Below are 21,558 nucleotides of genomic sequence, written 5' to 3' on the forward strand. Positions count from 1 at the left end.
TCAAGTGTCGTTTATCCAACTCTTTTCTATTTTCGCCGGTGGAACCGGCCTCTGGGTTCGTTATAATAAGTATAGTCACTTTTCCGACTCATGTCTATTATTTTAGGAGGACCCCATGGATTTTTATGGATTTTATACCGGCCGCTCCTTTGATGCCTATCATTACCTGGGCGCCCATCTCACCGGGGATGGTGCGGTGTTCCGCACCTTTGCCCCCAGCGCTCAGAAGATCTCCCTCATTGGGGAGTTCAGCAACTGGGAAGAGCTGCCCATGGCCAAGGTATACGACGGAAACTTTTGGGAGCGGATCGTCCCCCAGGCCAAGCCGGGGATAAAATATAAATACCGCATCTACCGCCCCGACGGCAGCTGGCTGGACCACTGTGACCCCTACGGCTTCTTTATGGAGCTGCGTCCCCACAATGCCTCCATTCTCCAGGACCTCTCCTCCTACACCTTCCGGGATGAGAGCTGGATGCGCCGCCGCACCGACGGCCGCTGCCGCCCGGTCAACATCTACGAGGTCCACCTGGGCTCCTGGCGCACCAACCCGGACGATCCCAACGGCTGGTTTAACTATGAGGAGATCGCCCAGCGGCTCATCCCCTATGTGAAAGAGGCGGGCTTTAACTACATTGAGCTCATGCCTCTCAGCGAGCACCCCAGCGACGCCTCCTGGGGCTATCAGAATACCGGCTTTTTCAGCCCAACCTCCCGCTACGGTACCCCCCAGCAACTCATGACCCTGGTGGACCGGTGCCACCAAGCGGACATCGGGGTCATTCTGGACTTTGTACCCGTCCATTTTGCGGTGGACGACTACGCCCTGTGGAACTATGACGGCACGCCTCTCTATGAATATCCCAGCTGGGATGTGGGCCGCAGTGAGTGGGGCAGCTGCAACTTCATGCACTCCCGTGGGGAGGTGCGCAGCTTTCTCCAGTCCGCCGCCCACTACTGGCTGGAAGAGTTCCACTTTGACGGTCTGCGCATGGACGCGGTGCGCAACCTGCTCTACTGGCAGGGAGACGAGGCACGGGGCACCAACCAGGGCGGCATCCAGTTTTTACGGGAACTAAACCGCGGGCTCAAGGAGCGCCACCCCACCGCGATGCTCATTGCCGAGGATTCCTCCACCTACCCCGGGGTGACCCGCCCGGCAGACCAGGGAGGCCTAGGCTTTGATTACAAGTGGGATATGGGCTGGATGCACGACACCCTCTCCTACTTTCAGTCCGACCCGTGGGAGCGCTCCCAGAAATACCACCAGCTCACCTTCTCCATGCAGTACTTCTACAACGAGCGCTATCTGCTCCCCTTCTCCCACGATGAGGTGGTCCACGGCAAGGCCACCATTTTGCAGAAGATGAACGGGGACTACGAGAAGAAGTTCCCCCAGGCCCGGGCACTGTATCTCTACATGTTCCTCCATCCGGGAAAAAAGCTCAACTTTATGGGCAGCGAGTTTGGCCAGCTGCGGGAGTGGGACGAGAGCCGGGAGCAGGACTGGGATGTGCTGCGCTACCCCATCCACGACGGGTTCTACCACTTCTTCCAGGCCCTCAACCGCCTGTATCTGGAGCACCCCGCCCTGTGGGCGGAGGACTACCAGGGAGACGGCTTTGTCTGGCTGGACTGCCACCAGGAGGGACGTTGCCTCTACGCCCTGGAGCGCCGCAGCGGCAGCGAGCGGCTGGCGGCGGTGTTCAACTTCTCCGACCAGTGCCAGGAGAATTACCAGCTGAAGATTCCCCATGCCCAGGAACTCACCCTGCTGTTGGACAGTGACAGCGCCCCCTTCGGCGGCGGCACGCAGCAGCCCCAGAACTACATTCCTGTGACGGACGGCCAGGTGACCCTGACTCTGCCCCCCTTCTCCGGGCGGCTCTATCAGCTCCAATAAGCAAAAGCCGGTGCGCAGACGCGCACCGGCTTTTTTAAAATATTCCAAAGCAGATCAGGCCCAACAAGGCGCACAGGCCGATCACCTTTGGGATGCTCACTTTGAATTTCAGCAGCAGCACCAGCGCCAGCACACCAATCCCTACGCTGGGCAGGTTTAGGACGCTGTTTTCCATATAGTTGGTCCCGCTCAGGGATACCATCACTCCCGCCACCATACCCACACAGGCGGGGCGCACCCCCACCATCACCCGGCGCATCACAGGACTATTGCGGAAGCGATGGAAAAACAGGGCGGCCAGAGCACACACGGTCAAGGTGGGCATCAGCACCCCCAGATTGGCGGCGATGGCGCCGGGCAAACCGGCGGTGCGCATTCCGGCAAAGGTGGCACAGTTGAGGCCCAGCGGCCCTGGGGTCATCTCAGCAATGGCCACGATGTCGGACACTTCCTCCGCTGTCATCCACTGGTGGACCTGCATTTCACTGGAGATGAGGGGAATCATGGACAGGCCGCCGAAGCTGGTAAAGCCAATTTTGGTAAAACTCCAGAGAAGCTGAAGAAGGATCACGGCGTTTCTTCCCCCTTCCCCTCCATGTACTTGCTGAGGATCAGTCCGCACACCGCACCGATGACCACCAGCCACACGCAGTTGACATTCAGAAACAGGTATAGGCAGAAACTCACCGCCGTCACCACAGCGCAGGGCGGCCAGCGGAACGCTCCCTTCACCATCCCCACCAGGGCGCTGGCAATGATGGGCACCACAGCGCACCGCACTCCCATCATGGCCGCCATCACCCAGGGGTTATGGGCACTGCGGAATAAAACAAGGTAATTACCGTCAGCACCGCCATAGGAGGCGTCACCATACCCACCACACAGGCCACACCACCCCAAAATCCGGCCATCCGGTAGCCAAACAGCATGGCTACGTTGCCGATCATGGTGCCGGGCAGACTGCGCCCGACACTGGTCAGGTCCAGCAGTTCCTCCTGGGTCAGCAGGCCCAGCTGCTCCACATAGCGCTTTTGCATCTGGGCCACGATGCTCCACCCTCCGCCAAAGGTAAACAGGCCAAACTTCATAAAGTCCCGCAGCAGTCCTGTCAGCATCTTCCACCGCTTCATGATACCCACCTCTCTCCACGCGGTCACATGCGGCTTAAAAACTCCAAAAAGTAGGTAATGGCCAGCAGATCGGCGCAGCCGCCGGGAGACAGATTGCGCTCGATCAGCGCCCGGTCCAGCTTCTCTGCCTTCTCCTGCGAAACCGCTCTGTCCTGCGTCAGATTTTTAGCCTGTTCCATCGCCCATTGCTGACCCTCCAGGCCGCCCCGGGCAATGAGGTTGGTATCCACCACCTGAGCCATCAGCGCCAGGAGCACCTGGACTCCCGCCTGCTCCAGGCTGTCTCCTGCCTCCAGGCGACGGCGCAGGGTGGGCAGCCCGATCTGTGCCACGGCGGGCAATCCCCGGGACAGCTCGCCCCGGATTCCCTCCAGGCCATGCTCCAGGTAGATCCGCTGACCTGTGGTGTGGGCTCCCTCCCGGCGGATGGCCTCAAAATCCTCCTGCACTGCCTGAGCACTCATCTCTCCGCACAGGGCCAGGGCAGCATCCAAATCCTTGGAGAACCCCTCCGCGGTCCACAGCCGTCCGGCGGCGGCGCACACGGTTCCCAGGGTAAACACCGCTCCCTTGTGGGTGTTCACGCCCCCGGTGGCCCGGAACATGGCCCGTTCTCCCGCCGCACCCGCCTGGCGCAGGCGGCGGAAGGTCTCCTGGGGCGGAAGATTTCTTGTTTCCATCCCCAGTCTCACTGCCTCTTCCAAGTAGGGCAGCAGGGCGGCGGTGCTGTCCAGGAAGGTAAACACATCCATATCCCGGTGGCTGCCATTATTCTTTCGGTCCACCAGACCGGGCTTTGGGGTGGTGCACACCTCATAGAGCAGCGCCTTGGCCGCCAGAGCACCCAGGGCCTGCTGGTCTTTTTTGCCGAAATAGTCCTCCAGGATGACCTGGGTGGCTCCTTGCAGCTCCTCCACGGTATGGAGGCGGCGGGAGGCACACCCTTTGCCCTCCTTGCCGCACACCAGGCACTTCCGGGGCGGCTGTCCCAGCTGGGTACGGTCCCACTTGCCGCTCACCGGGTCCAGAACATCCAGGTCAAAGAGGCGGCCCAGGGCGTCCCGGTCCTCCAGCTCCACGCACAGTTCCTTCACCGCCCGGCCGTCTCCCCGCACCACCCACAGGGCCTCACATCCGGTAGGCTGGTCCACCTCTTCCCGATGGACAACCTCCAGCCGCTGAGCCAGCAGGGCGCATGCCAGACGCTCCAGCCCCTCCCGGAAGGCCCGGCGGAGGACCGGGGAGTTTTTCACCGGCCCGGCAATGTTCAGGCAAAAGGAGATAACAGGAAGCTGATATTCCTCCAACAGCTGCTGCTGGCGCATGGCCCGGGCCTCCCGAGCACCCAGCATCTCCATGAGGGTGACGGCATGTTCCATTGGGGGACCTCCTTTTAGTAGTGGACGACTTCCGCGCTGCCGCGGATGGCGTTGATGACGGGCTGAGCCTGAGGGGAGTGGAAAAAGTCCCAGGTGGTCTGGGGCAGCTGATTTTGAATTTCCTCCATACGGCCGTCGTGGATAGCCTGGCGCACCGCGCTGGCGCTGATGACCTGTCCGTCTGCCTGGGTGCGGGGCACCTCCACGCACTGGATGCCCATTTGGGGCAGCTCCTGTGCCATAATCTGGTTATAAAGGCCGGTGACCAGGCTGCGGGGTTCTTCCCCTACGTAGCGCACGCGCACCCCAAGAGCTTGGGCAATGGAGCCAAACAGCGTGAGGTCCAGCTTAGCATGGCCGGTGATCACCGCCTGCTCGTCTTTCAAAAAGTAACTGGGGAAGGTGGCTGAACTGATCATATAGGGACCGCTGGGGTGGCAGATGACATTGTTCAAATGGGCCACTCCCTCCGTCACCAGCTTCCAGCGCACATCGAAGGGCACCAGGCTTGCCTCCTCGCTGAGGACGAAGAGGTGTACCGTGTCGCACTCCTTGGCCGCCCTCTCCACCAGGCTCAAGTGGCCCAGGGTGAAGGGGTTAGCGTTCATGACGATAGCCCCCGACTTGCCGGGACGGCGGTCCTGCTCCAGCTTTTTGCAGAAGGAGGAAAACCCGCCCCGCCGGTTCTCCAGGAAGGAGAGAGTTCCCTCCACCCGGGCGATCTCATAAAAGCCCAAGTCCTGAAAAAACTTGGCGCTTTTGCACTTGGTGTAGACAAACTGGCGGAGAATTCCCCGCTCCGTCTGGCGCTCCATCAGATGGGAGACCACCTGGTTGAGAAGGCCCTCCCCCTGGTGGCGGTGGTCTACCGCAAAGCAGCGCAGGGTGCACCCAAAGGTGCTGCCGGTAGCCACCAGCTGGTAGTCCTCGTCAAACAGGCCGCAGGTGTAGTCCAGATTGCCATCCAGGGTGATCCCCTCCCCATCCAGCAGGGCGCGGAGTTTTGTTTGTCCGCGCTTATCGTCGGGGCGGATCTCACTGAGGGTATAGGCCATGGGGTCTCCTCCTTTTAAAAAACACGGGGACTGAAACAGCCCCCGTGTCGGTCGTTCGTTTGGTTTATTCCGCTTTGTTGGGGTCGTAGGGCTTGATCTTGCGCACCACGTCCAGGATGGTACCATCCCGGGCCTCCAGAATGGCAACCACCTTGTCCTCCCACTCCAGATCGTCGGGGCGGCCCACCAGGGAGTAGGCCTTGTCCTTCAGTTCCTCGATGGTCACGTGGGGGATGCCCGCCTGGTCCAGGCACTCGATGAGGTCGGGACGCAGGGGATTGACGGCGATGCCGTAGTCGGTGACCAGCACGTCCACACAGTCCCCGGGGGTGGTGACGGTGACCACGTGCTCACAGACGGTAGCCATGCGGCCGCGGACCAGGGGGGTAACGATGATGCAGCACTTGCTGCCGGCGGCGGTATCGGGATGTCCGCCGGGGGCACCGCGAAGCACGCCGTCCGAGCCAGTGAGCACGTTGACGTTAAAGCCGGTATCGATCTCCAGGGCGGCCAGCACTACAAAGTCCAGGCTGTTGACGAAGGCGCCCTTGTTGGCAGGGTTGGCGTACTGGGAGGCGCTCATCTCAAAGTGATTGGGGGTCTGGTTGATGGAGTTCACCGCGTCCAGGTCGAAGTCCTGCACGTCGATGACCTTGCCCACCTTGCCCTTCTTCAGCAGCTCCACCATGGGGCCGCAGATACCGCCGATGGCCCAGCCCATCTTGATGCCCCGCTCGTCCATGTACTGCTCCAAAAACAGGTTGGCCGCCAGAGAGGGGCCGCCTACGCCGGTCTGGAAGGAGAAGCCCTCCTTGAAGTAGGGGGTGGAGGCGATGACCTTGGCCACGTTCTCCGCCATCATCAGGTCCCGGGGGTTCTGGGAGATGCGGGCAGCGGCAGAGGCGATCTTCTTGGGATTACCAATGGAGTCTACCACCACCACAGCGTCCACGTCAATGGCCTCCACGCTGGCGGGCATATTGGGGAAGTCCACCAGGCAGTCGGTGACCACCACCACATGGTCGGCGTACTTGGCGTCGGACATGGCGTAGCCCATGGAACCGCAGTTGCTCTTGCCGCCGATGCCCCGGCAGTTGCCCATGGGGTCACTGGTGGGAGCAGCAACGAAGGCGATGTCGATGTGGACCTCGCCGGCCTCAATGGCACGGGGACGGCCGCCGTGGCTGCGGATAATGGCGGGGGTCTTCAGCTTGCCGGCGGAGACCACCTCGCCCATACGGCCACGGATGCCGGAGGTCTGGATGCCGATGACCTTGCCCTCCTCAATGTAATCGGCAATGGGATCGTGGGCAGAGCCCAGGCTGGTGGCGGCGATGGTCAGGTCCTTGAGGCCCAGCTCCTCGATGGCGGCAGCCATCACCTGGTTGACCACATAGTCGCCGTCCCGCAGGTGGTGGTGGAAGGAGAAGGTCATGCCATCCTTGGCGCCGCACTGCTTGAGGGCCTCCACCAGGGAGTCCACCACCTTGGTGTCCACCGGCTTCTCGCACCGGCGGGTGCGGGGAGAGGCCTTCTGGATGTACTTGCCGTCCATATAGTTCTTGCCCTGGTACACCTCACGGCCATTGGTGAGCAGAGCGTCGGGAATGTCCCGTCCTACTTTGTTAATCATACCAGATCCCCCTCATACAATCCACAGGCCCGGGCCAGACGCAGGGTGCGCTCGGCGCCGGGGATAAAGGCGATGTCGATCATCTTGCCATCCACGGTAAACACGCCTACACCGGCAGCGGACTGCTCCCGGTAGGCACGGACGATCTTCTCGGCCTGGATGATCTCCTTCTCGGTGGGGGCGAAAACCTGGTGGACAAAGCGGATCTGCTTGGGGTTGATGAGGCTCTTGCCGTCAAAGCCCATGGCCTTGTTCTGCAGGACCTCGGCCTCAAAGCCTGCCTGGTCGTCCAGGTTGGTAAATACGGTGTCAAAGCACTGGATGCCGGCGGCACGGGCGGCCAGCAGCATCTGGCCCCGGGCGAAGAGCATGTCCACGCCGTCGGGCTGGGGAGTAGTCTGCATGCACTTGCGGAAGTCGCCGCCAGAGATGGCCACGCCGAACATACGGTCAGAGGCGGCGCAGATCTCATAGGCGTTCAGAATACCCTTGGGGCTCTCCAGAGCGGCCATGAGCAGGGTGCGGCCCTTCTCGACCCCGAACTCCTCCTCGGCGGCCTCCACCGCGGCCTCCACGGTCTTCACATCCTGGGCGCTCTCACACTTGGCGATGCGGATGCCGTCGGCTCCGCCGGCCACACACACCCGGATATCCTCCTGCCAGTGGGGGGTATCCAGGCCGTTGATGCGGACGATAACCTCGGTGTCGCCATAGTCGATAGTCTTCAGGGCGTGGTACAGAGAGAAACGGGCAGCGTCCTTCTGGTTCTCGGCCACCGCGTCCTCCAGGTCCAGCATAATAGAGTCACAGCCGTAGATGTAGGCGTCTTTAATGAGTCCAGGCTTCTGGGCGTTCATAAACATCATGGTCCGGCGCAGGCGGAACCGCTCGGGTCTGGGACGAGGAATCATTGCACCGCACCTCCCCAGGGAATATTGGCCTGAGACTGGCCGCAGCTGCGGAACACCGCGCACTCCACCCGGGCCTTCAGGGTGCAGTCCAGAGCGCCCTTATCCACCACAGTGACCTGGGCGTTCTCCACGCCCAGACGCTCCAGGGTCTCCAGCACGGTGGCCTTGATCTGGCGGCCGTACTGATTCATCACGCTGCTGGACAGCGTCAGCTGGATTCCGTCAGTACCGGGCTCCACGGTGACCTGGGCATCGCTGGACTCCAGGGTACCGGCCATAGCCGGCTTCAAAATTTCCATGACATGTCCTCCTTCAAGAGATTTTCTTTGCTAATTATAGGGTAACATGCCCAATATTATAGGTCAAATACAATTTATAATATAGTATCCATAGGATTTATACTATGTTTTTCTTGACGGCAGGTTCCAGCTGCATTATGCTGAGGATAAAGGAAATAAAACCGGCTCATTTTTCAGAGAGGAGGGGGAGCATATGAATCTGAAACAGGCCCGCTACATCCACACCATTGCCCAGGAGGGGGGCGTCACGGCGGCGGCAAAAAAGCTGTATATCAGCCAGCCCTCTCTCAGCCAGATGCTGCGGCAGATCGAGGGGGGGCTGGGGGTAGAGCTGTTTGACCGCACGGTGCAGCCCTTCCGTCCCACCTACGCCGGGGAGTGCTATCTCCGGGCCGCCCAGGCCATGCTCAGCGCCAACGAGATCCTGGAAAATGAGATCCAGCAGATCCGCCAGGAGGATCGGGGACGGCTGCGTCTGGGCATCAGCATGCAGCGCTCCGCCCGCCTGCTCCCTCAGGTCCTGCCCCAATTCATCAAATCCTTTCCCCAGGTCCGTCTGGAGCTGCGGGAAGCGGGCAGCGCCATGCTGGAGCAGATGGTGCTGGAGGGGGAAGTGGACCTGGCCTTTGCCTCCACGGAAGGCGGCATCCCCGGCCTGGCCTATCAACTGATCCAGCGGGAGACCATCGGAATCCTGGCCGCTTATGACACCCCTCTGGCCCAGGCTCTGCCATCCGGCACCCCCATCCAGCTGGAGCAGGCCATGGACGCCCCCTTTGTCTCGCTGAAAACCGGCCACAATGTCCGGATCGTCCAGGACCGGCTCTTTCAGGAGCACGGTTTGAACCCCACCCTCTTTCTGGAGAGCGACAACATGGAGGCCGCCCGGCAGATCACGGTAAATTGCGGGTGCTATATGCTGTGCGCCCACAGCTACACCGCCGGACAGGGCTGCTTCTATCCCCTGGCCGGCTACGACAACCAGCGCCACTTCTGTGCCTGCTACCGGCAGGGACAGCGTCTACCCCGCTACGTCCAGACGATCCTGCACCTGGTGGCCCAAAGTCTGGCCCCCGACGGCTCCTGACCCACATACAAAAGGCGGCGGAAGTGCTTCCACTTCCGCCGCCTTATTTCATCTATATTACTTGTCGCTGACCGCCATATCGTAGAGCTCATTGCGGGACAGGCCCAGTTCCTTGGCCGCCTGCTTCACCGCATCCCGCAGGGAAGCTCCCTCCTCCCGCAGGGCGCGCACCCGCGCCAAACCGTCCTCCAGGGTGGCCTCCTCTTCCTGGGTAGGTTCCGCTCCCCGGACCACCAGCACAAACTCCCCCCGGGGCGGGTTCTGGTCGTAGTAGTCTGCCGCCTCTCCCAAGGTGGTGCGGCGGATCTCCTCATGGAGCTTACTCAGCTCCCGGCACAGAGAAATGGGGCGCTCCGGCCCGAAGGTGGCCGCCAAGTCCTTCAGGGTGGCGGGCAGCTTATGGGGCGCCTCATAGAAGATCATGGTCCGCTCCTCCCCCCTAAGAGAGTCCAGGTGGCGGCGGCGGTTCTTCTTGTTCATAGCAAGGAACCCCTCAAAAGTGAAGCGTCCCGTGGGCTGGCCCGAGGCCGCCAGGGCGGTGACCAGGGCGCAGGGACCGGGAATGGACACCACCGGCACGCCGTTCTGGGCGCACAGGGCCACCAGATCCTCTCCCGGATCAGAGATGGCGGGGGTACCCGCATCGGTGACCAGAGCGCAGCTCTCCCCGGCCAGCAGCCGCTGCAAAATGCTCTGGCCGCTGTTTTCCGAGTTATGGCGGTAGTAGGAGACCATGGGCTTTTTCAGCTCCAGATGGTTGAGGAGCTTCATGGTCACCCGGGTGTCCTCGGCGGCAATGAAGTCCGCCTGGGCCATGGTCTGGGCCATACGGGGCGAGATATCCCCCAGGTTTCCAATGGGGGTGGGAACTAAATATAAGGTTCCGGACATGGGATGAACCTCCTCGTTTTATTCCAGACAGGGCAGCACCTGCAAACCGGGCTTGCCCTGGCGTACCCCCTCGGCCAGCAGGGCGTAGGGGGGCTTGGTAGGGGTGTGGGACAGCAGTTTGAGCCGCTTGGGCTCCAGGTCCCAGCGGCGCATGGCCTCCAACAGGTCAACCATCCGCTGGGTGGGAAACGACAGGGCAAACCGCCCGCCGTTGCGCAGCAGCCGGGCCGCTGCCCGGCACAGGGCGTCCAGTTCCTCCCGCTCCATCCGGGCCGGGCCGCCGTCTTTGCCGCTGCCCGGGGCATAGTAGGGCGGGTTGGACACCACCAGATCAAAGCTGCCCGGCGGGAAAGGGGTTTGGGACCAGCTCCCGGTCCAGATCTGCCCATCCAGGCCGTTGCGCCGGAGGTTGTCCTGGGCCAGCGCGGCGGCAGCCGGGTCCTGATCCAAACCAAACAGCTCCAGCTGAGGTTCCCGGGCAGCCAGCAGCAACAGCAGCACACCGCTGCCTGTCCCCAGGTCGCACACCCGCCAACCCTTGCGCACCGTGGAAAACCGTCCCAGAGCCAGGGTATCGCTTCCCAGCGGGAAAACTCCGGGCCGCTGCTCCAGCTGGTAAGGGCCCAACTGCTCCAGCTTACTCATGGACCGCCTCTCCCCCGCTCTCCCGGATGAGGGACACCAGGTGCCGGGTGATCCGCCCGGTAAGCCCCCAGATGGCCTTTCCCTGCCAGGGGTAGACCGGCACGTTCTCTCCGCCGGGCTGCCACTTGTAGTCCCGGGGAATACCCAGCAGGTCATAGGGGAAGCCCTCCCCTGTCTGGGGCATCAGCTTGTAGCTATACTCCAGAGGCGGATGGCTGCACAGGTGATCCAAAGGGACCAGAAAGGTCTCCTCCACCTCGGCGGGGCTTTTCTTCATGCACTCCAGACCCTCCCGGTCCACCACCCCCAGGATGGGGTAGAGGATAAAGTTGGCCCGGTGGGCGATGAAGTCCAGCCGTCCCAGCAGGCGGATGTGAGTTTGAGGGATGGACAGCTCTTCCCAAGTCTCCCGCAGGGCGCAGGACTCGGGGCTCTCTGTCCCCTCCATCTTTCCTCCGGGGAAGCACACCTCCCCCGGCTGGCGGTGAAGTTTGGCGGCTCGCACCTCGTAGAGGACCTGCCAGCCCTGTTCACTCTCCACCAGGGGAACCAGCACGGCGTAGCGCCCTGTGGCATCCATCAGGCCGGGGGTGCGCACCTCCAGCAGCTTGTTCAGCTTCTCCAGTTCCATCAGGCTACCCCCAGGTTGGCGGCCAGCAGATTGAATACCAGCAGCAGGCTGATCACCGCCCCCACAAAATAGGCGATCTCCCGGGGCCAGCGCCAAAACAGGGCGCAAAAAGCTCCGGTCATCCCCAGATGGACTAGCAGCATCACGTTTTTAGGCCGCCGGATCACGTCCACGCCGCTGCCTGCTACCTGGACGGAGACTTGATCGGGCAGCAGCCGCCATCCCATCAGGCTGCCCAGCAGAGCCAGCAGCACGATGAGATAGACGATGGTATTCCGGTTCTTCTGCAAAAAATCCTTCTGCTCCCGGAAGCGCTCCCGCTTATTTGACGCCATACATGCTCCTCTCTGCCAAAAAACACGCCGCGAGGGCGTGTTTTTCGGCGTAAAAGGGTTTTCCCTTTCTGATTACATCTTCTCCGGCGCGCTGACACCCAGCAGACCCATGCCGTTGGCCAGCACGGAACGCACGGTGTCTGCCAGCTTCAGCCGGGCGCCCAGCACCTGGGGCTCCTCGCCCTTGATGCGGCAGGCGTTGTAGAAGCGGTGGAAGTCACCGGCCAGGGCCACCAGATAGCGGTTGATGCGGCTGGGATCGTAGTCCCGGGCGGCCAGGTGGATCTCCTCGGGGAACTGAGCCAGAGCCTTGATGAGGGCCAGCTCCTCGGGGGTGTTCAGCACGGCGGCGTCCACATCCCCGGCCTTGGGCACCTGAGCGCCCTCCTCGGCCAGACGGGCAATGAGGGAGCAGATACGGGCGTGGGCGTACTGGACATAGTACACGGGATTTTCGCTGTCCTCCCGCACCGCCAGATCCAGGTCAAAGTCCAGGGGGCTGGTCGAGGCCCGGGAGTTGAAGAAGTACCGGGCAGCGTCCACGCTGATCTCGTCCAGCAGGTCGTGCAGGGCGATGGTCTTGCCGGAACGCTTGGACATACGCACAGGCTTGCCGTCCTGCATCAGGTTGACCAGCTGCATCAGCACCACCACCAGGCGGTGGGAGCCGTCCAGTCCCAGTCCGTCCAGAGCGGCCTGGAGACGGGCCACGTGGCCGTGGTGGTCAGCGCCCCAGATGTTAACGGCCTTGTCAAAGCCGCGTACCTCCAGCTTGTTGCGGTGGTAGGCAATGTCAGCGGCAAAGTAGGTGTAGAACCCATTGCCCCGGCGCAGCACGTCGTCCTTCAGGTCCAGCTTGTCCACCTGCTCCTGGGTCTTGCCCTCCCGCATAAACTTCTCCTTGAGAAGCTTGGTGGTGTTGAGCCACAAAGCGCCGTCCTTCTCATAGGTCCAGCCTTTCTTCTCCAGCAGCTCTACCGTCTCGGCCACATAGCCGCTGTTGTGCAGGGAGGACTCGAAGAACCACTGGTCGTACACGATGCCGTAGCGCTTCAGGTCGGACTCCATGCGGGGGATGTTCACGGACAGGCCGTACTCAGCCAGCTTGTCCAGCCGCTCCTCCTCGGGCAGGTCCTTCCAGCTGTTCCCGTGCTTCTCGTAGATGGCCTTGGCCAGTTCCTTGATGTCGTCGCCGTGGTAGCCCTCCTCGGGGAAGGGGAAGTTCTCCTCACCCACGATGAGCTGCATGTACCGGGCATTGATAGAAACGGCAAACTTGTGAATCTGGTTGCCGGCGTCGTTGACGTAGAACTCCTTCCAGGTGTTGCAGCCGTCCCGCTTGAGGACGTTGGCCAGGGTGTCACCCAGCACGCCGCCGCGGGCGTTGCCCATGTGCATGGGGCCGGTGGGGTTGGCGGAGACGAACTCCACCATGACCTTCTCGCCGTTGCCCTCGGTGTTGGCACCGTACTCAGCGCCCTCCTGCTCCACAGCGGAGAGAACCTCGCCGTACCACTTGGGGCCCAGAGTAAAGTTCAGGAAGCCAGGACCGGCGATTTCTACCTTCTGGAAGTAGCTGCCCTCCAGCTCCAGGTTATCCACAATGGCCTGAGCAATGGCCCGGGGGGCCTTGTGCAGAGCCTTGGCTCCCGCCATGGCAAAGGAGGAGGCGTAGTCCCCGTGGGCGGTGTCCTTGGGGATCTCGATGGTGGCCTTCACCTGGGCGCCCTCAGGGAGCAGTCCGGCCTGGGCCGCCTTCTCATAGGCCTGCTGGGTCAGCTGTGCTACCTGAGCCCGGGCCGCTTGGATCATATTTGACATTTCATTCTCACCCTTCTTCAAACCGGCCGGTAAAACCAGCCGATACAATATAATATTTACTGCTTCAGGCTGATGCCGTCCGCTTCCTTCACCTTGATTTGAAAAATGTTCCGACCGGCAATAGCGTGATCGATTTCGATGGCATAGTCGATCTCAATGTCACCGCCCTGGTCGTCCAGCTCGGCCAGCAGATGGCGGGTATTCACCCCGACAGTCATGGCTCCATAGGGGGTATTATACATGGCCATGTGCCGACGTCCCTCTTCAAATACCATCTGGGAGTTATACTCTCCCACTCGCAGCAAGGTCACCCGCTCGGGCTCGATCTGGAAGGTGGTCAAGGTCCCTTCCAACCCGGTCAGCTCGCTCTCCTGGTAGGACAGGGTATAGCTGCCGCCCTCCCGCTCCAGACGACCCTCGGTCACCAGCTCGATCACATCCTGATCGGCATTTTCATATTTCTGTGTCCCCTTAATGGAGATGATTACATCTTTTTCCATGGGTCCCTCCGTGGTTCTGTCTGCAATATGCCGGGCAGGGGCGCTTCCCCAGGTCCGGCGAAAAAACAGTGGAGGTATTATACACTGGTCTGCCGCTTCTGTAAAGGGTTCCCGGCTGCCGCCGCAATATCTTATATATTTTATGCGATTTTGGCTGGAAAAACAAGGGGCAGTTTCCCTCCTTATACAAAAGAAAAGGAAGGCCAACAGGCCTTCCTTTTGGTCTTTTTTCAGGGACACTGCTGCTGGGGCTCAGCTGCCGCTTCTCTTTTCTCCCGCCGGGTGAGAAACACGCCTGCACACAGTGCAGTGAACGGAGCCACCGTCACCAGGCCGAAGGAACCGATCACCGTGTGGATCAGCTCGGCAGCCACATACTTGTAGTTGAGGATGTTCTCCACCGGAGTACCCTGGGCCATAAACACCATCAGCAGGGCTACATAGCCCCCCGAGTAAGCAAACAGCAGGGTAGTGGTCATAGTGCCCATAGCTGCCCGGCCCACGTTCATGCCGGAACGGGTGGCCTCCCACCAGGTGAGGTCAGGGCGCTTTTCCACCACCTCATACACGGCCGAGGTGATGTCCACGCTCAGATCCATAATGGCACCGGAGGCTCCAATGAAGATGGAGGCCATGAAGATCTGGGTCAGGTTCAGGTCCTGATAGCCGGAGTAGAGCAGGCTCTCCGAGTAGGACATGACTGCACCGTGGATCTGAAACAGGTCGGTAAACAGCACACCCAGCACGCAGGTGACCAGAATGCCCAAAAAGGAGCCCGACACTGCGGCCCAACACCGCCGGTCAAAGCCGTACACCAGGGCAATGATAAGCACGGTGAGAAACAGGGTGATGGCCAGACCGATCCAGATGGGGTTATAGCCCTTGAGATACAGGGGGACCAGCACCTTCCACAGGGTGAGCACCGTCAGCACAAAGGAGGCGATGGCCCGCACGCCGGTGGGTCCGGCAAACAGAATGAGGAAAATGGCAAAGCCGATGGCCATCACCAGCTCCCAGCTCAGGCGGTAGTGGTCACTCATGGTGACATTGGTAATGGTATCCCCATCATGGCTGACCACCACCAGAGCCTTGTCCCCGGGCTGGAACACCTTGTCCTGCTCCAGGGAGCCGTTGAGCATGTTGACGCCGGAGACCGTCTGGCCCTGGAACATGCCGTCCAAAATCTCCAGCTGGCAGCGCTGCTCGCCGGAGCGCACCAGTCCGGTATCGATGATGGTCGAGTCATCCACCGACAGCACCCGGGCGGTACACCGCTCTGCCTCCTGGTACACCAGCGCCCCTTCAAATCCAGTGGGCAGCAACAACAAAATCAAAATAGCCAACAGGCACACCACCACTGGTGCGTGGTAGCGAACTGACCTGCGGGAAAGATACTGTTTCACAAAACGAACTCCTTCTCCATGGATTCTTTCTTATTCCAGGGCCTGGACTATCCGGGCGGCAAGCTCCGCTCCGGCCCCATCCCCTGACAAACCAATCTGATAGACCGCACCGTTGATAAAGGCATAGCGGCTGCCCAACAGGCTCAGATCAAAATCCGTCCCGCTGAGATAGCACTGTACCTCCCCCAGCCCAGAGACAGCGGTATCTCCCCGCAGAGTCTTCCAGCACCGGCGGTAGGTATAATCAGACAGGATCTCCGCCACCTTCTCCGCTTCCGGAGTGCCGGGCTTGAGCACATAGTGCTCCATCTGTGTCTGTGGAAAGGCCGCATAATTCTCCACCAGGGGATATGCGTTCCGCTGGACGGTAACAGACACCTCTTCCTGGGGCAGGCTGGGCAGGGCCATGGGCCAGGTGTAGGCTTCCTTTCCCACCACCAGAGCGGCCAGCAACACCAGGACCGCGATCATGCCCCGACCGGTACAGACATCTGTGGGTACCGGCTCCCCGCAGTGGGGGCAGGCCATTTTAAGCAGAATACGGGGGCCATAGCTGTACCCGCAGCTTGGGCAGGCCAAAGCAATGCTGCTGCGCAGGGGGAGGACCACCACCAGAGTCAGCCACAGCAGGCCTCCCACTACCCCGCTCAGAGCATACCGCCACTCTCCCAGCCACAGGCCCTGGCCTACCTGGACTGCGATCCATATCAGGACCCCTGCCGCCAGTGCCCGCACTGCAACAACATGATTGCGCAGAGACATGCCGTGCTCCTTTCCTCCCCCAAACAGAGGATACATATGGACCCGCCCCGCCTGGACTCAGGCGGGGCGGGCCGAAGGTTGTGGTTTTAAATCAGGCGATGCTGAGCATCTCGGCCAGCTTGTTGTAGATATCGGTGTTGTCGTAGTAACCGTTGAACACGTCGCTGCCCACACCCTGAGCCAGCACGGCCACGGGCAGACCGGTGTGGCTGTAAGAGGTGAAGCTCACGCCGGACTTGTTGTTGATGATGTGGGTGATGGTGACGGTGATAGGCTCATAGGTGCCGTAGAGCACGTACTCCTGCTGCTCGTCCATACCGGTGTCCTTCTCGTTGATGCTCTTCTCGTAGGCGGTCTTCAGCAGGCTCAGCTCATAGTCGGTGAGCACCAGCTTGTCCCCCTCCTCGCCGGAGGTCTTCAGACCAAACAGCTCGGTCACATCGGCCATCACCTCGTCAAAGGAGGTCTTGTTCTCCTTGTACTTGGCCACGTAGTCGCTGTCAAACTTGGCAAAGGAGATCTTCTGGCTCTCCAGCAGGTTGAGGTAGGTGTCATAGTCGGTGCCGGCAAAGCCGATGGTCAGACCGCCGGTCTCGTGGTCGCCGGTGACCAGGATCAGAGTCTCGTCGGCATGCTCCTTGGCAAAGTCCACAGCCACCTGCACCGCGTCGGCCAGAGCCATGGTGTCGTGGATGGAGGAAGCAGCGTCGTTGGCGTGGCAGGCCCAGTCGATCTTGCCGCCCTCACACATCATGAAGAAGCCGTTGTCGTTGTCCAGCACCTCGATGCCCTTCTCCACGTAGTCAGCCAGAGACCACATGTCCTCGGTGCGGTCCAGCTCGTAGGCCATAGCGTCGCCGTCGGCCAGATTCTCGTCCACCAGAATGGCCTTCTCGGTATCAGCGCCCACAGCCTCGGCCTCCTCGTGGGTCATGGCCACGGTGTAGCCGGCCTCCTTGGCCAGATCATACAGGTTGTCCTGGTTCTCCTCTTCACCGGTGGGAGACAGCAGACCGCCGCCGGCAAAGTAGTCAAAGTCGGAGTCGATCAGCTCCTGGCCGATCTCATAGTAGTTGTTGCGGCTGGCCTGGTGGGCGTAGAAAGCCGCGGGAGTGGCGTGGTTGAGGTTGACGGAAGAGATGATACCGATTTCCCAGTTTTTCTGGTCCTTAAGCTGCTCGGCAATGGTCTCATAGGCAGTGGTGCCGGTCTCGTCCATGTTGATGGTGCCGGAATAGGTCTTATGTCCGGTGGAAATGGACGTGGCGGTGGAGGCGGAGTCGGGGCAGAAGCTGTTGGAGTCGTAAGTAACAGCGGAGCCTACCGACTCAAAATTCATAAAGTTGAGGTACTCAGGGCCATCCAGCTTGGCGCCCTGGTTGTCGTCCAGGCTGGGCTCGGCCTGCCAGTAGTCCTCGTCCTTCAGAGCGCCCAGATAGTCAGAAGTGGACTGGATCTGGGGATAGCTCATACCGTCGCCGATGAACAGGAACACGTACTTGGGGGCCTTCGCGGTCTGGGTCTGGGACATCTTGTCCGCATCCACCGCATTCTGGGAGCCGGCATCGGAAGTACCGGAGCAGCCCGCCAGAGAGGCGGCAGTCAAAGCCAAAGCCAGCGTTGTGGCAATCAGTTTTTTCATGGTTGTTTTCCCTCCAATAATCTCTTGCCGTACAAGGACCCGTTTCCTCGCAGCGGCAAGCATTATTGTATGGGGCTTTTGTAAAATCATCCACCGTCAACAGGTCAAACTCCCGTTAAACGCCCTCAGTCCGCTCCCGGCCCCTCCAAAAGGTCAGCCAGGGTCACGCCGTCCAGATACTCCTCCACCATGGCATCCAGCTTTTCCCACAGCGGGCGGGTCCGGCACTGAGCGGCGTTTTCACACTGCCCCTCCAGCGCCTGGCAGTTTACCGGGGCCAGCTTTCCCTCCGTCAGGCGCAGGATCGCCCCCACGGAGTAGTCCTTGGGCGCCCGGGTCAGACGGTAGCCGCCTCCCTTGCCCCGCACGCCTGCCAGGTCGCCATTGCGGGCCAGCAGCTTGACGATGCTCTCCAGATACTTCTCCGACAATCCCTGCCGCTGGGCAATGTCCTTGAGGGGAATATAACCCGCTCCCCCCTGTTGGGCCAGATCGATCATGACCCGAAGGGCATAGCGCCCCTTTGTTGATACCATCATCTCCAGTTTCCTCCCTAATATATGGATCGTTTTTTGCGCTCGGCGGAAAAAAGCGCTCATTTTTCTCTCAAATTATACCATAGCAGTAGGAAAAGGCAATGATTCCTTTTTTTCATTTTGGTGCATCAATTGCTTCATATCTCTTCGATTTCCTCTCTCTTCCATTTCCAGCTTTCCTGCCGGTATACCGGACTTTCTCACCCCGCCGCCTGCCTGCTCCGCCCCTGCCTCCGGCTTTCTCTGCCCCATCTGGATTTTCTCCCCAGAGAAGGTTATTTCCCCCCTTCTGCTCCTATTTTATTGAATATCGGCCCATTTGGTCCCCTTGGCTCTCGTCACTAACTCCAAAGGAAATGAGGGAAAATCGGTGGAAATTCTCTGTTGTCTTAAGGAAAGATATGTTGTAAAATGAGGTAAGCTATGGTAATATGATGCTGACTAGTGTGAAAGTTTTCTTGCAAATTTAGGAGGAGGAAAAATTTATGCGGGGAGTCCACACCTTTATCAACGATATCCGGCGTCAGGTCTTTACCGAAGTTGCCCGCCTGGCCTTTGAGGGCGGCGATTACGCCAAGGCGATCGAGCATCTGCCCTATAAAATCATTCCCGGCGAGGTAGCCCGCCACCGTCAGAATATCTTCCTGGAGCGCGCCATTGTCAGCGAGCGTCTCCGTTTGGCCATCGGCCTGCCTCTGCGTGAGATTGACGAGTACGCTCCCACCGGTGCCAACATCGAGGAGAGCGCCATTGCTGAGAAGTACTATGAGCCCCCCCTGATCAACATCATCAACTTTGCCTGTAACGCCTGCCCTCCCAAGCAGGTTCGGGTCACCAATATGTGCCAGGGCTGCCTGGCTCACCCCTGCATGGAGGTCTGCCCCAAGGACGCCATCTCTCTGGTCCAGGGCAAGAGCTTTATCGACCAGACCAAGTGCATCAAGTGCGGCAAGTGCGCCGACGCCTGCCCCTACGGCGCCATCCTGAAGCTGGAGCGCCCCTGCGCTGAGGCCTGCGGCATGGACGCCATCGGCTCCGACGAGCTGGGCCGCGCCAAGATCGACTATGACAAGTGCGTCTCCTGCGGCATGTGCCTGGTCAACTGCCCCTTCGGCGCCATCTCCGACAAGAGCCAGATCTTCCAGCTCATCCAGGCCATCAAGCGCGGTGACAAGGTGGTCGCCGCCGTGGCTCCCGCCTTTGTCAGCCAGTTCGGCGACAAGGTCACCTCTTCTCAGATGCGCGAGGCTATGCGCCGTGTGGGCTTTGACAAGGTCATCGAGGTTGCCGTGGGCGCCGACATGTGTACCGCAGAGGAGGCCGAGGACTTCCTCAAGAAGGTCCCCGCTGAGCAGCCCTTTATGGCTACTTCCTGCTGCCCCGCCTGGAGCGTGATGGCCAAGAAGTTCTTCCCCCAGTTTGCCCCCTATATCTCCATGGCTCTGACCCCCATGGTGCTTACCGCCCGTCTGTACAAGAAGGATCATCCCGACGCCCGCGTCGTCTTCATTGGTCCCTGCGCCGCCAAGAAGCTGGAGGCCTCCCGCCGCACCATCCGCAGCGACGTGGACTTCGTCCTCACCTTTGAGGAAATGCAGGGCATCTTTGACGCCAAGGGTATTGTTCCCGCGGACATGCCCATCAATCCCGATGACGAGTTCAGCACCGGCACCGCTGCGGGCCGTGGCTTTGCTGTGACCGGCGGCGTGGCCGCTGCCGTGAAGGCCGCCATCAAGGAGATCGATCCCGACCGTGAGGTTCTGGTGGAGCACGCCGACGGCCTGCGTGAGTGCCGCAAGATGCTGCTGATGGCCAAGACCGGCAAGTACAACGGTTACCTGCTGGAGGGCATGGGCTGCCCCGGCGGCTGCGTGGCCGGTGCCGGTACTATCACTCCCGTGAAGAAGAGCACCGCCGCCGTTACCAAGTACACCAACGATGCGCCCGTCAAGAGCGTCTCCGACTCTGCCGCTGTCAAGCGTCTGCACGAGGTCCAGGAGTAATTCCGAAAAATTCCGAGCCCGGCCGTTGGCCGGGCTCTTTTTTACGCAAGCACAAAAAATCCCGCGGTACCATGTACCGCGGGATTTTCAAGTTTATGTAGAAAGAGAATGTCGAACAGAATCAGCCCAGGCGGCGAGCGCCCACAAAGGTGCTGCTGTAATAAGAGGAATTGATGTCGCTGATGATCACGCCGGTGCTGGGAGTAGAGGCGTGAACGAACTGACCGTTGCCCAGATAGATACCCACGTGGGTGGCCAGCTTGCTGGAGTTTCCGCTGTTGAAGAACACCAGATCGCCGGGCTGCAGCTGAGCCTTGGTCACGGCGGTGCCATTGCTCATCTGAGCGGAGGCGGTGCGGTTAACGGAGTAACCGTTCTGCTTGCACACATAAGTAACAAAACCGGAGCAGTCAAAGCCGCTGGGGCTGCTGCCGCCGTACACGTAGGGGTAGCCCACAAACTGCTTGGCATAGGCGGCAATGGCGGTGCCCTTGGCAGAGCCGTTGGCCACGCTGGCATCCACCAGAGTCACATAATCGGTGCTCACATAGCCGTTGGCGATCTTGTACCAGCCGCCCAGACCACCGATGGTGTCCAGAACCTCCACCACGGTGCCCTTGCTGAGGGAGCCGCAGGTGGCATAGTTGGTGCCGGGGCCGGTGCGGATATTCAGAGAATCGGCAACCACCTGACCATAAACCTTTTCAGCCACCACGCTGAGATAATCTCCGGAGACATATCCGGTCACACCCAGATAGGTGACCTGATGCCACTTACCGTCGCTGGTGGTGCTGATCACATCCACCTGAGTACCGCTGGGCAGTACCGACAGCACAGAAGAAGTGGTGTTGGCCTGAGCGCGAAGATTCAGACCGGAATCACTGGTCACAGTGCCGACATTCGCGGCCAGAGTAGGGGTAACCAGGGCGGAGACCACCAGCACAGCGGCGGCCAGCTTTGCAGCCAGGGCTTTGGACAGATGCATAGGAATA

Annotated in this window: 23 protein-coding genes; 3 read left to right on the forward strand and 20 right to left on the reverse strand. The window is 60.6% G+C overall.

Going from position 1 to position 21,558, the window contains the following annotated elements:
• Positions 1-115 precede the first annotated feature (115 nt).
• On the forward strand, positions 116-1,903 hold the full coding sequence (gene glgB / locus ACEVJL_RS03970; protein ID WP_374736930.1) for a 1,4-alpha-glucan branching protein GlgB: 1,788 nt from the start codon (positions 116-118) through the stop codon (positions 1,901-1,903).
• Between the two features lie 34 nt (positions 1,904-1,937).
• Here glgB and ACEVJL_RS03975 read toward each other — a convergent pair whose 3' ends face one another.
• The 8 genes from ACEVJL_RS03975 to citD form a co-directional block, all read right to left on the reverse strand.
• Positions 1,938-2,474, reverse strand: a complete 537-nt coding sequence (locus ACEVJL_RS03975; RefSeq protein ID WP_374736931.1) for a chromate transporter — start codon at positions 2,472-2,474, stop codon at positions 1,938-1,940.
• Positions 2,471-2,692 carry a hypothetical protein gene (locus ACEVJL_RS03980; RefSeq protein ID WP_374736932.1) on the reverse strand — a complete coding sequence of 74 codons (222 nt, stop codon included), beginning with the start codon at positions 2,690-2,692 and terminating at the stop codon, positions 2,471-2,473. Before ACEVJL_RS03980 ends, ACEVJL_RS03975 begins: the two co-directional genes overlap by 4 nt.
• Positions 2,693-2,700: 8 nt before the next feature.
• Positions 2,701-3,033: a chromate transporter gene (locus ACEVJL_RS03985; RefSeq protein ID WP_374736933.1), complete on the reverse strand. Its 333-nt coding sequence runs from the start codon at positions 3,031-3,033 to the stop codon at positions 2,701-2,703.
• 23 nt (positions 3,034-3,056) lie between these two features.
• Entirely contained in the window at positions 3,057-4,412 is a 1,356-nt protein-coding gene (gene citG / locus ACEVJL_RS03990; protein WP_374736934.1) for a triphosphoribosyl-dephospho-CoA synthase CitG, read from the reverse strand.
• Between the two features lie 14 nt (positions 4,413-4,426).
• Positions 4,427-5,467 (reverse strand): [citrate (pro-3S)-lyase] ligase, encoded by a 1,041-nt coding sequence (citC, locus tag ACEVJL_RS03995; protein ID WP_374736935.1) that lies wholly within the window; start codon positions 5,465-5,467, stop codon positions 4,427-4,429.
• Positions 5,468-5,531: 64 nt separating this feature from the next.
• A complete protein-coding gene (gene citF, locus ACEVJL_RS04000; RefSeq protein ID WP_374736936.1) occupies positions 5,532-7,100 on the reverse strand; it encodes a citrate lyase subunit alpha in 1,569 nt (522 codons plus the stop codon).
• Positions 7,097-8,011: an aldolase/citrate lyase family protein gene (locus ACEVJL_RS04005; RefSeq protein ID WP_374736937.1), complete on the reverse strand. Its 915-nt coding sequence runs from the start codon at positions 8,009-8,011 to the stop codon at positions 7,097-7,099. Before ACEVJL_RS04005 ends, citF begins: the two co-directional genes overlap by 4 nt.
• Positions 8,008-8,310 (reverse strand): citrate lyase acyl carrier protein, encoded by a 303-nt coding sequence (gene citD, locus ACEVJL_RS04010; protein ID WP_235395858.1) that lies wholly within the window; start codon positions 8,308-8,310, stop codon positions 8,008-8,010. Before citD ends, ACEVJL_RS04005 begins: the two co-directional genes overlap by 4 nt.
• Positions 8,311-8,503: 193 nt before the next feature.
• Here citD and ACEVJL_RS04015 point away from each other — a divergent pair, with 193 nt between their 5' ends.
• Entirely contained in the window at positions 8,504-9,397 is an 894-nt protein-coding gene (locus ACEVJL_RS04015; protein ID WP_374736938.1) for a LysR family transcriptional regulator, read from the forward strand.
• Between the two features lie 57 nt (positions 9,398-9,454).
• Here the strand turns inward: ACEVJL_RS04015 and rsmI are convergent, their stop codons facing one another.
• The 11 genes from rsmI to ACEVJL_RS04070 all read right to left on the reverse strand — a co-directional run bounded on the left by rsmI (position 9,455) and on the right by ACEVJL_RS04070 (position 18,815).
• Entirely contained in the window at positions 9,455-10,288 is an 834-nt protein-coding gene (gene rsmI / locus ACEVJL_RS04020) for a 16S rRNA (cytidine(1402)-2'-O)-methyltransferase (protein ID WP_302667994.1), read from the reverse strand.
• A gap of 18 nt (positions 10,289-10,306) precedes the next feature.
• Complete coding sequence (locus tag ACEVJL_RS04025; protein ID WP_374736940.1) at positions 10,307-10,933, reverse strand: tRNA1(Val) (adenine(37)-N6)-methyltransferase; 627 nt, start codon at positions 10,931-10,933, stop codon at positions 10,307-10,309.
• Positions 10,926-11,564: an NUDIX hydrolase gene (locus tag ACEVJL_RS04030; protein WP_374736941.1), complete on the reverse strand. Its 639-nt coding sequence runs from the start codon at positions 11,562-11,564 to the stop codon at positions 10,926-10,928. Before ACEVJL_RS04030 ends, ACEVJL_RS04025 begins: the two co-directional genes overlap by 8 nt.
• Positions 11,564-11,899, reverse strand: a complete 336-nt coding sequence (locus ACEVJL_RS04035; RefSeq protein WP_235395848.1) for a hypothetical protein — start codon at positions 11,897-11,899, stop codon at positions 11,564-11,566. The genes ACEVJL_RS04030 and ACEVJL_RS04035 overlap by 1 nt, the downstream gene beginning before the upstream one ends.
• 72 nt (positions 11,900-11,971) lie before the next feature.
• Entirely contained in the window at positions 11,972-13,720 is a 1,749-nt protein-coding gene (gene argS / locus ACEVJL_RS04040; RefSeq protein WP_235395846.1) for an arginine--tRNA ligase, read from the reverse strand.
• A gap of 56 nt (positions 13,721-13,776) precedes the next feature.
• Positions 13,777-14,220 carry a YwiB family protein gene (locus ACEVJL_RS04045; RefSeq protein ID WP_008981756.1) on the reverse strand — a complete coding sequence of 148 codons (444 nt, stop codon included), beginning with the start codon at positions 14,218-14,220 and terminating at the stop codon, positions 13,777-13,779.
• Between the two features lie 230 nt (positions 14,221-14,450).
• A complete protein-coding gene (locus ACEVJL_RS04050; RefSeq protein ID WP_235395838.1) occupies positions 14,451-15,623 on the reverse strand; it encodes a YibE/F family protein in 1,173 nt (390 codons plus the stop codon).
• Positions 15,624-15,653: 30 nt separating this feature from the next.
• Positions 15,654-16,421 carry a hypothetical protein gene (locus ACEVJL_RS04055; protein ID WP_374736942.1) on the reverse strand — a complete coding sequence of 256 codons (768 nt, stop codon included), beginning with the start codon at positions 16,419-16,421 and terminating at the stop codon, positions 15,654-15,656.
• A gap of 55 nt (positions 16,422-16,476) precedes the next feature.
• Positions 16,477-18,027, reverse strand: coding sequence for an alkaline phosphatase (locus ACEVJL_RS04060; protein ID WP_374736943.1), 1,551 nt, complete (start codon positions 18,025-18,027; stop codon positions 16,477-16,479).
• A 125-nt stretch (positions 18,028-18,152) separates the two neighbouring features.
• Positions 18,153-18,566 (reverse strand): RrF2 family transcriptional regulator, encoded by a 414-nt coding sequence (locus tag ACEVJL_RS04065; protein ID WP_020989917.1) that lies wholly within the window; start codon positions 18,564-18,566, stop codon positions 18,153-18,155.
• Between the two features lie 72 nt (positions 18,567-18,638).
• On the reverse strand, positions 18,639-18,815 hold the full coding sequence (locus ACEVJL_RS04070) for a hypothetical protein (RefSeq protein ID WP_156910212.1): 177 nt from the start codon (positions 18,813-18,815) through the stop codon (positions 18,639-18,641).
• Positions 18,816-19,048: 233 nt separating this feature from the next.
• On the opposite strand from ACEVJL_RS04070, the gene ACEVJL_RS04075 reads away from it, so the two are divergent.
• Complete coding sequence (locus ACEVJL_RS04075; protein WP_008981751.1) at positions 19,049-20,566, forward strand: 4Fe-4S dicluster domain-containing protein; 1,518 nt, start codon at positions 19,049-19,051, stop codon at positions 20,564-20,566.
• 121 nt (positions 20,567-20,687) lie between these two features.
• On the opposite strand, the gene ACEVJL_RS04080 is transcribed toward ACEVJL_RS04075, so the two are convergent.
• Complete coding sequence (locus ACEVJL_RS04080; protein WP_374736944.1) at positions 20,688-21,551, reverse strand: C40 family peptidase; 864 nt, start codon at positions 21,549-21,551, stop codon at positions 20,688-20,690.
• Positions 21,552-21,558: the final 7 nt, after the last annotated feature.

This window comes from Flintibacter porci (assembly GCF_041925195.1).
Taxonomy (GTDB): Bacteria; Bacillota; Clostridia; order Oscillospirales; family Oscillospiraceae; genus Lawsonibacter; species Lawsonibacter porci.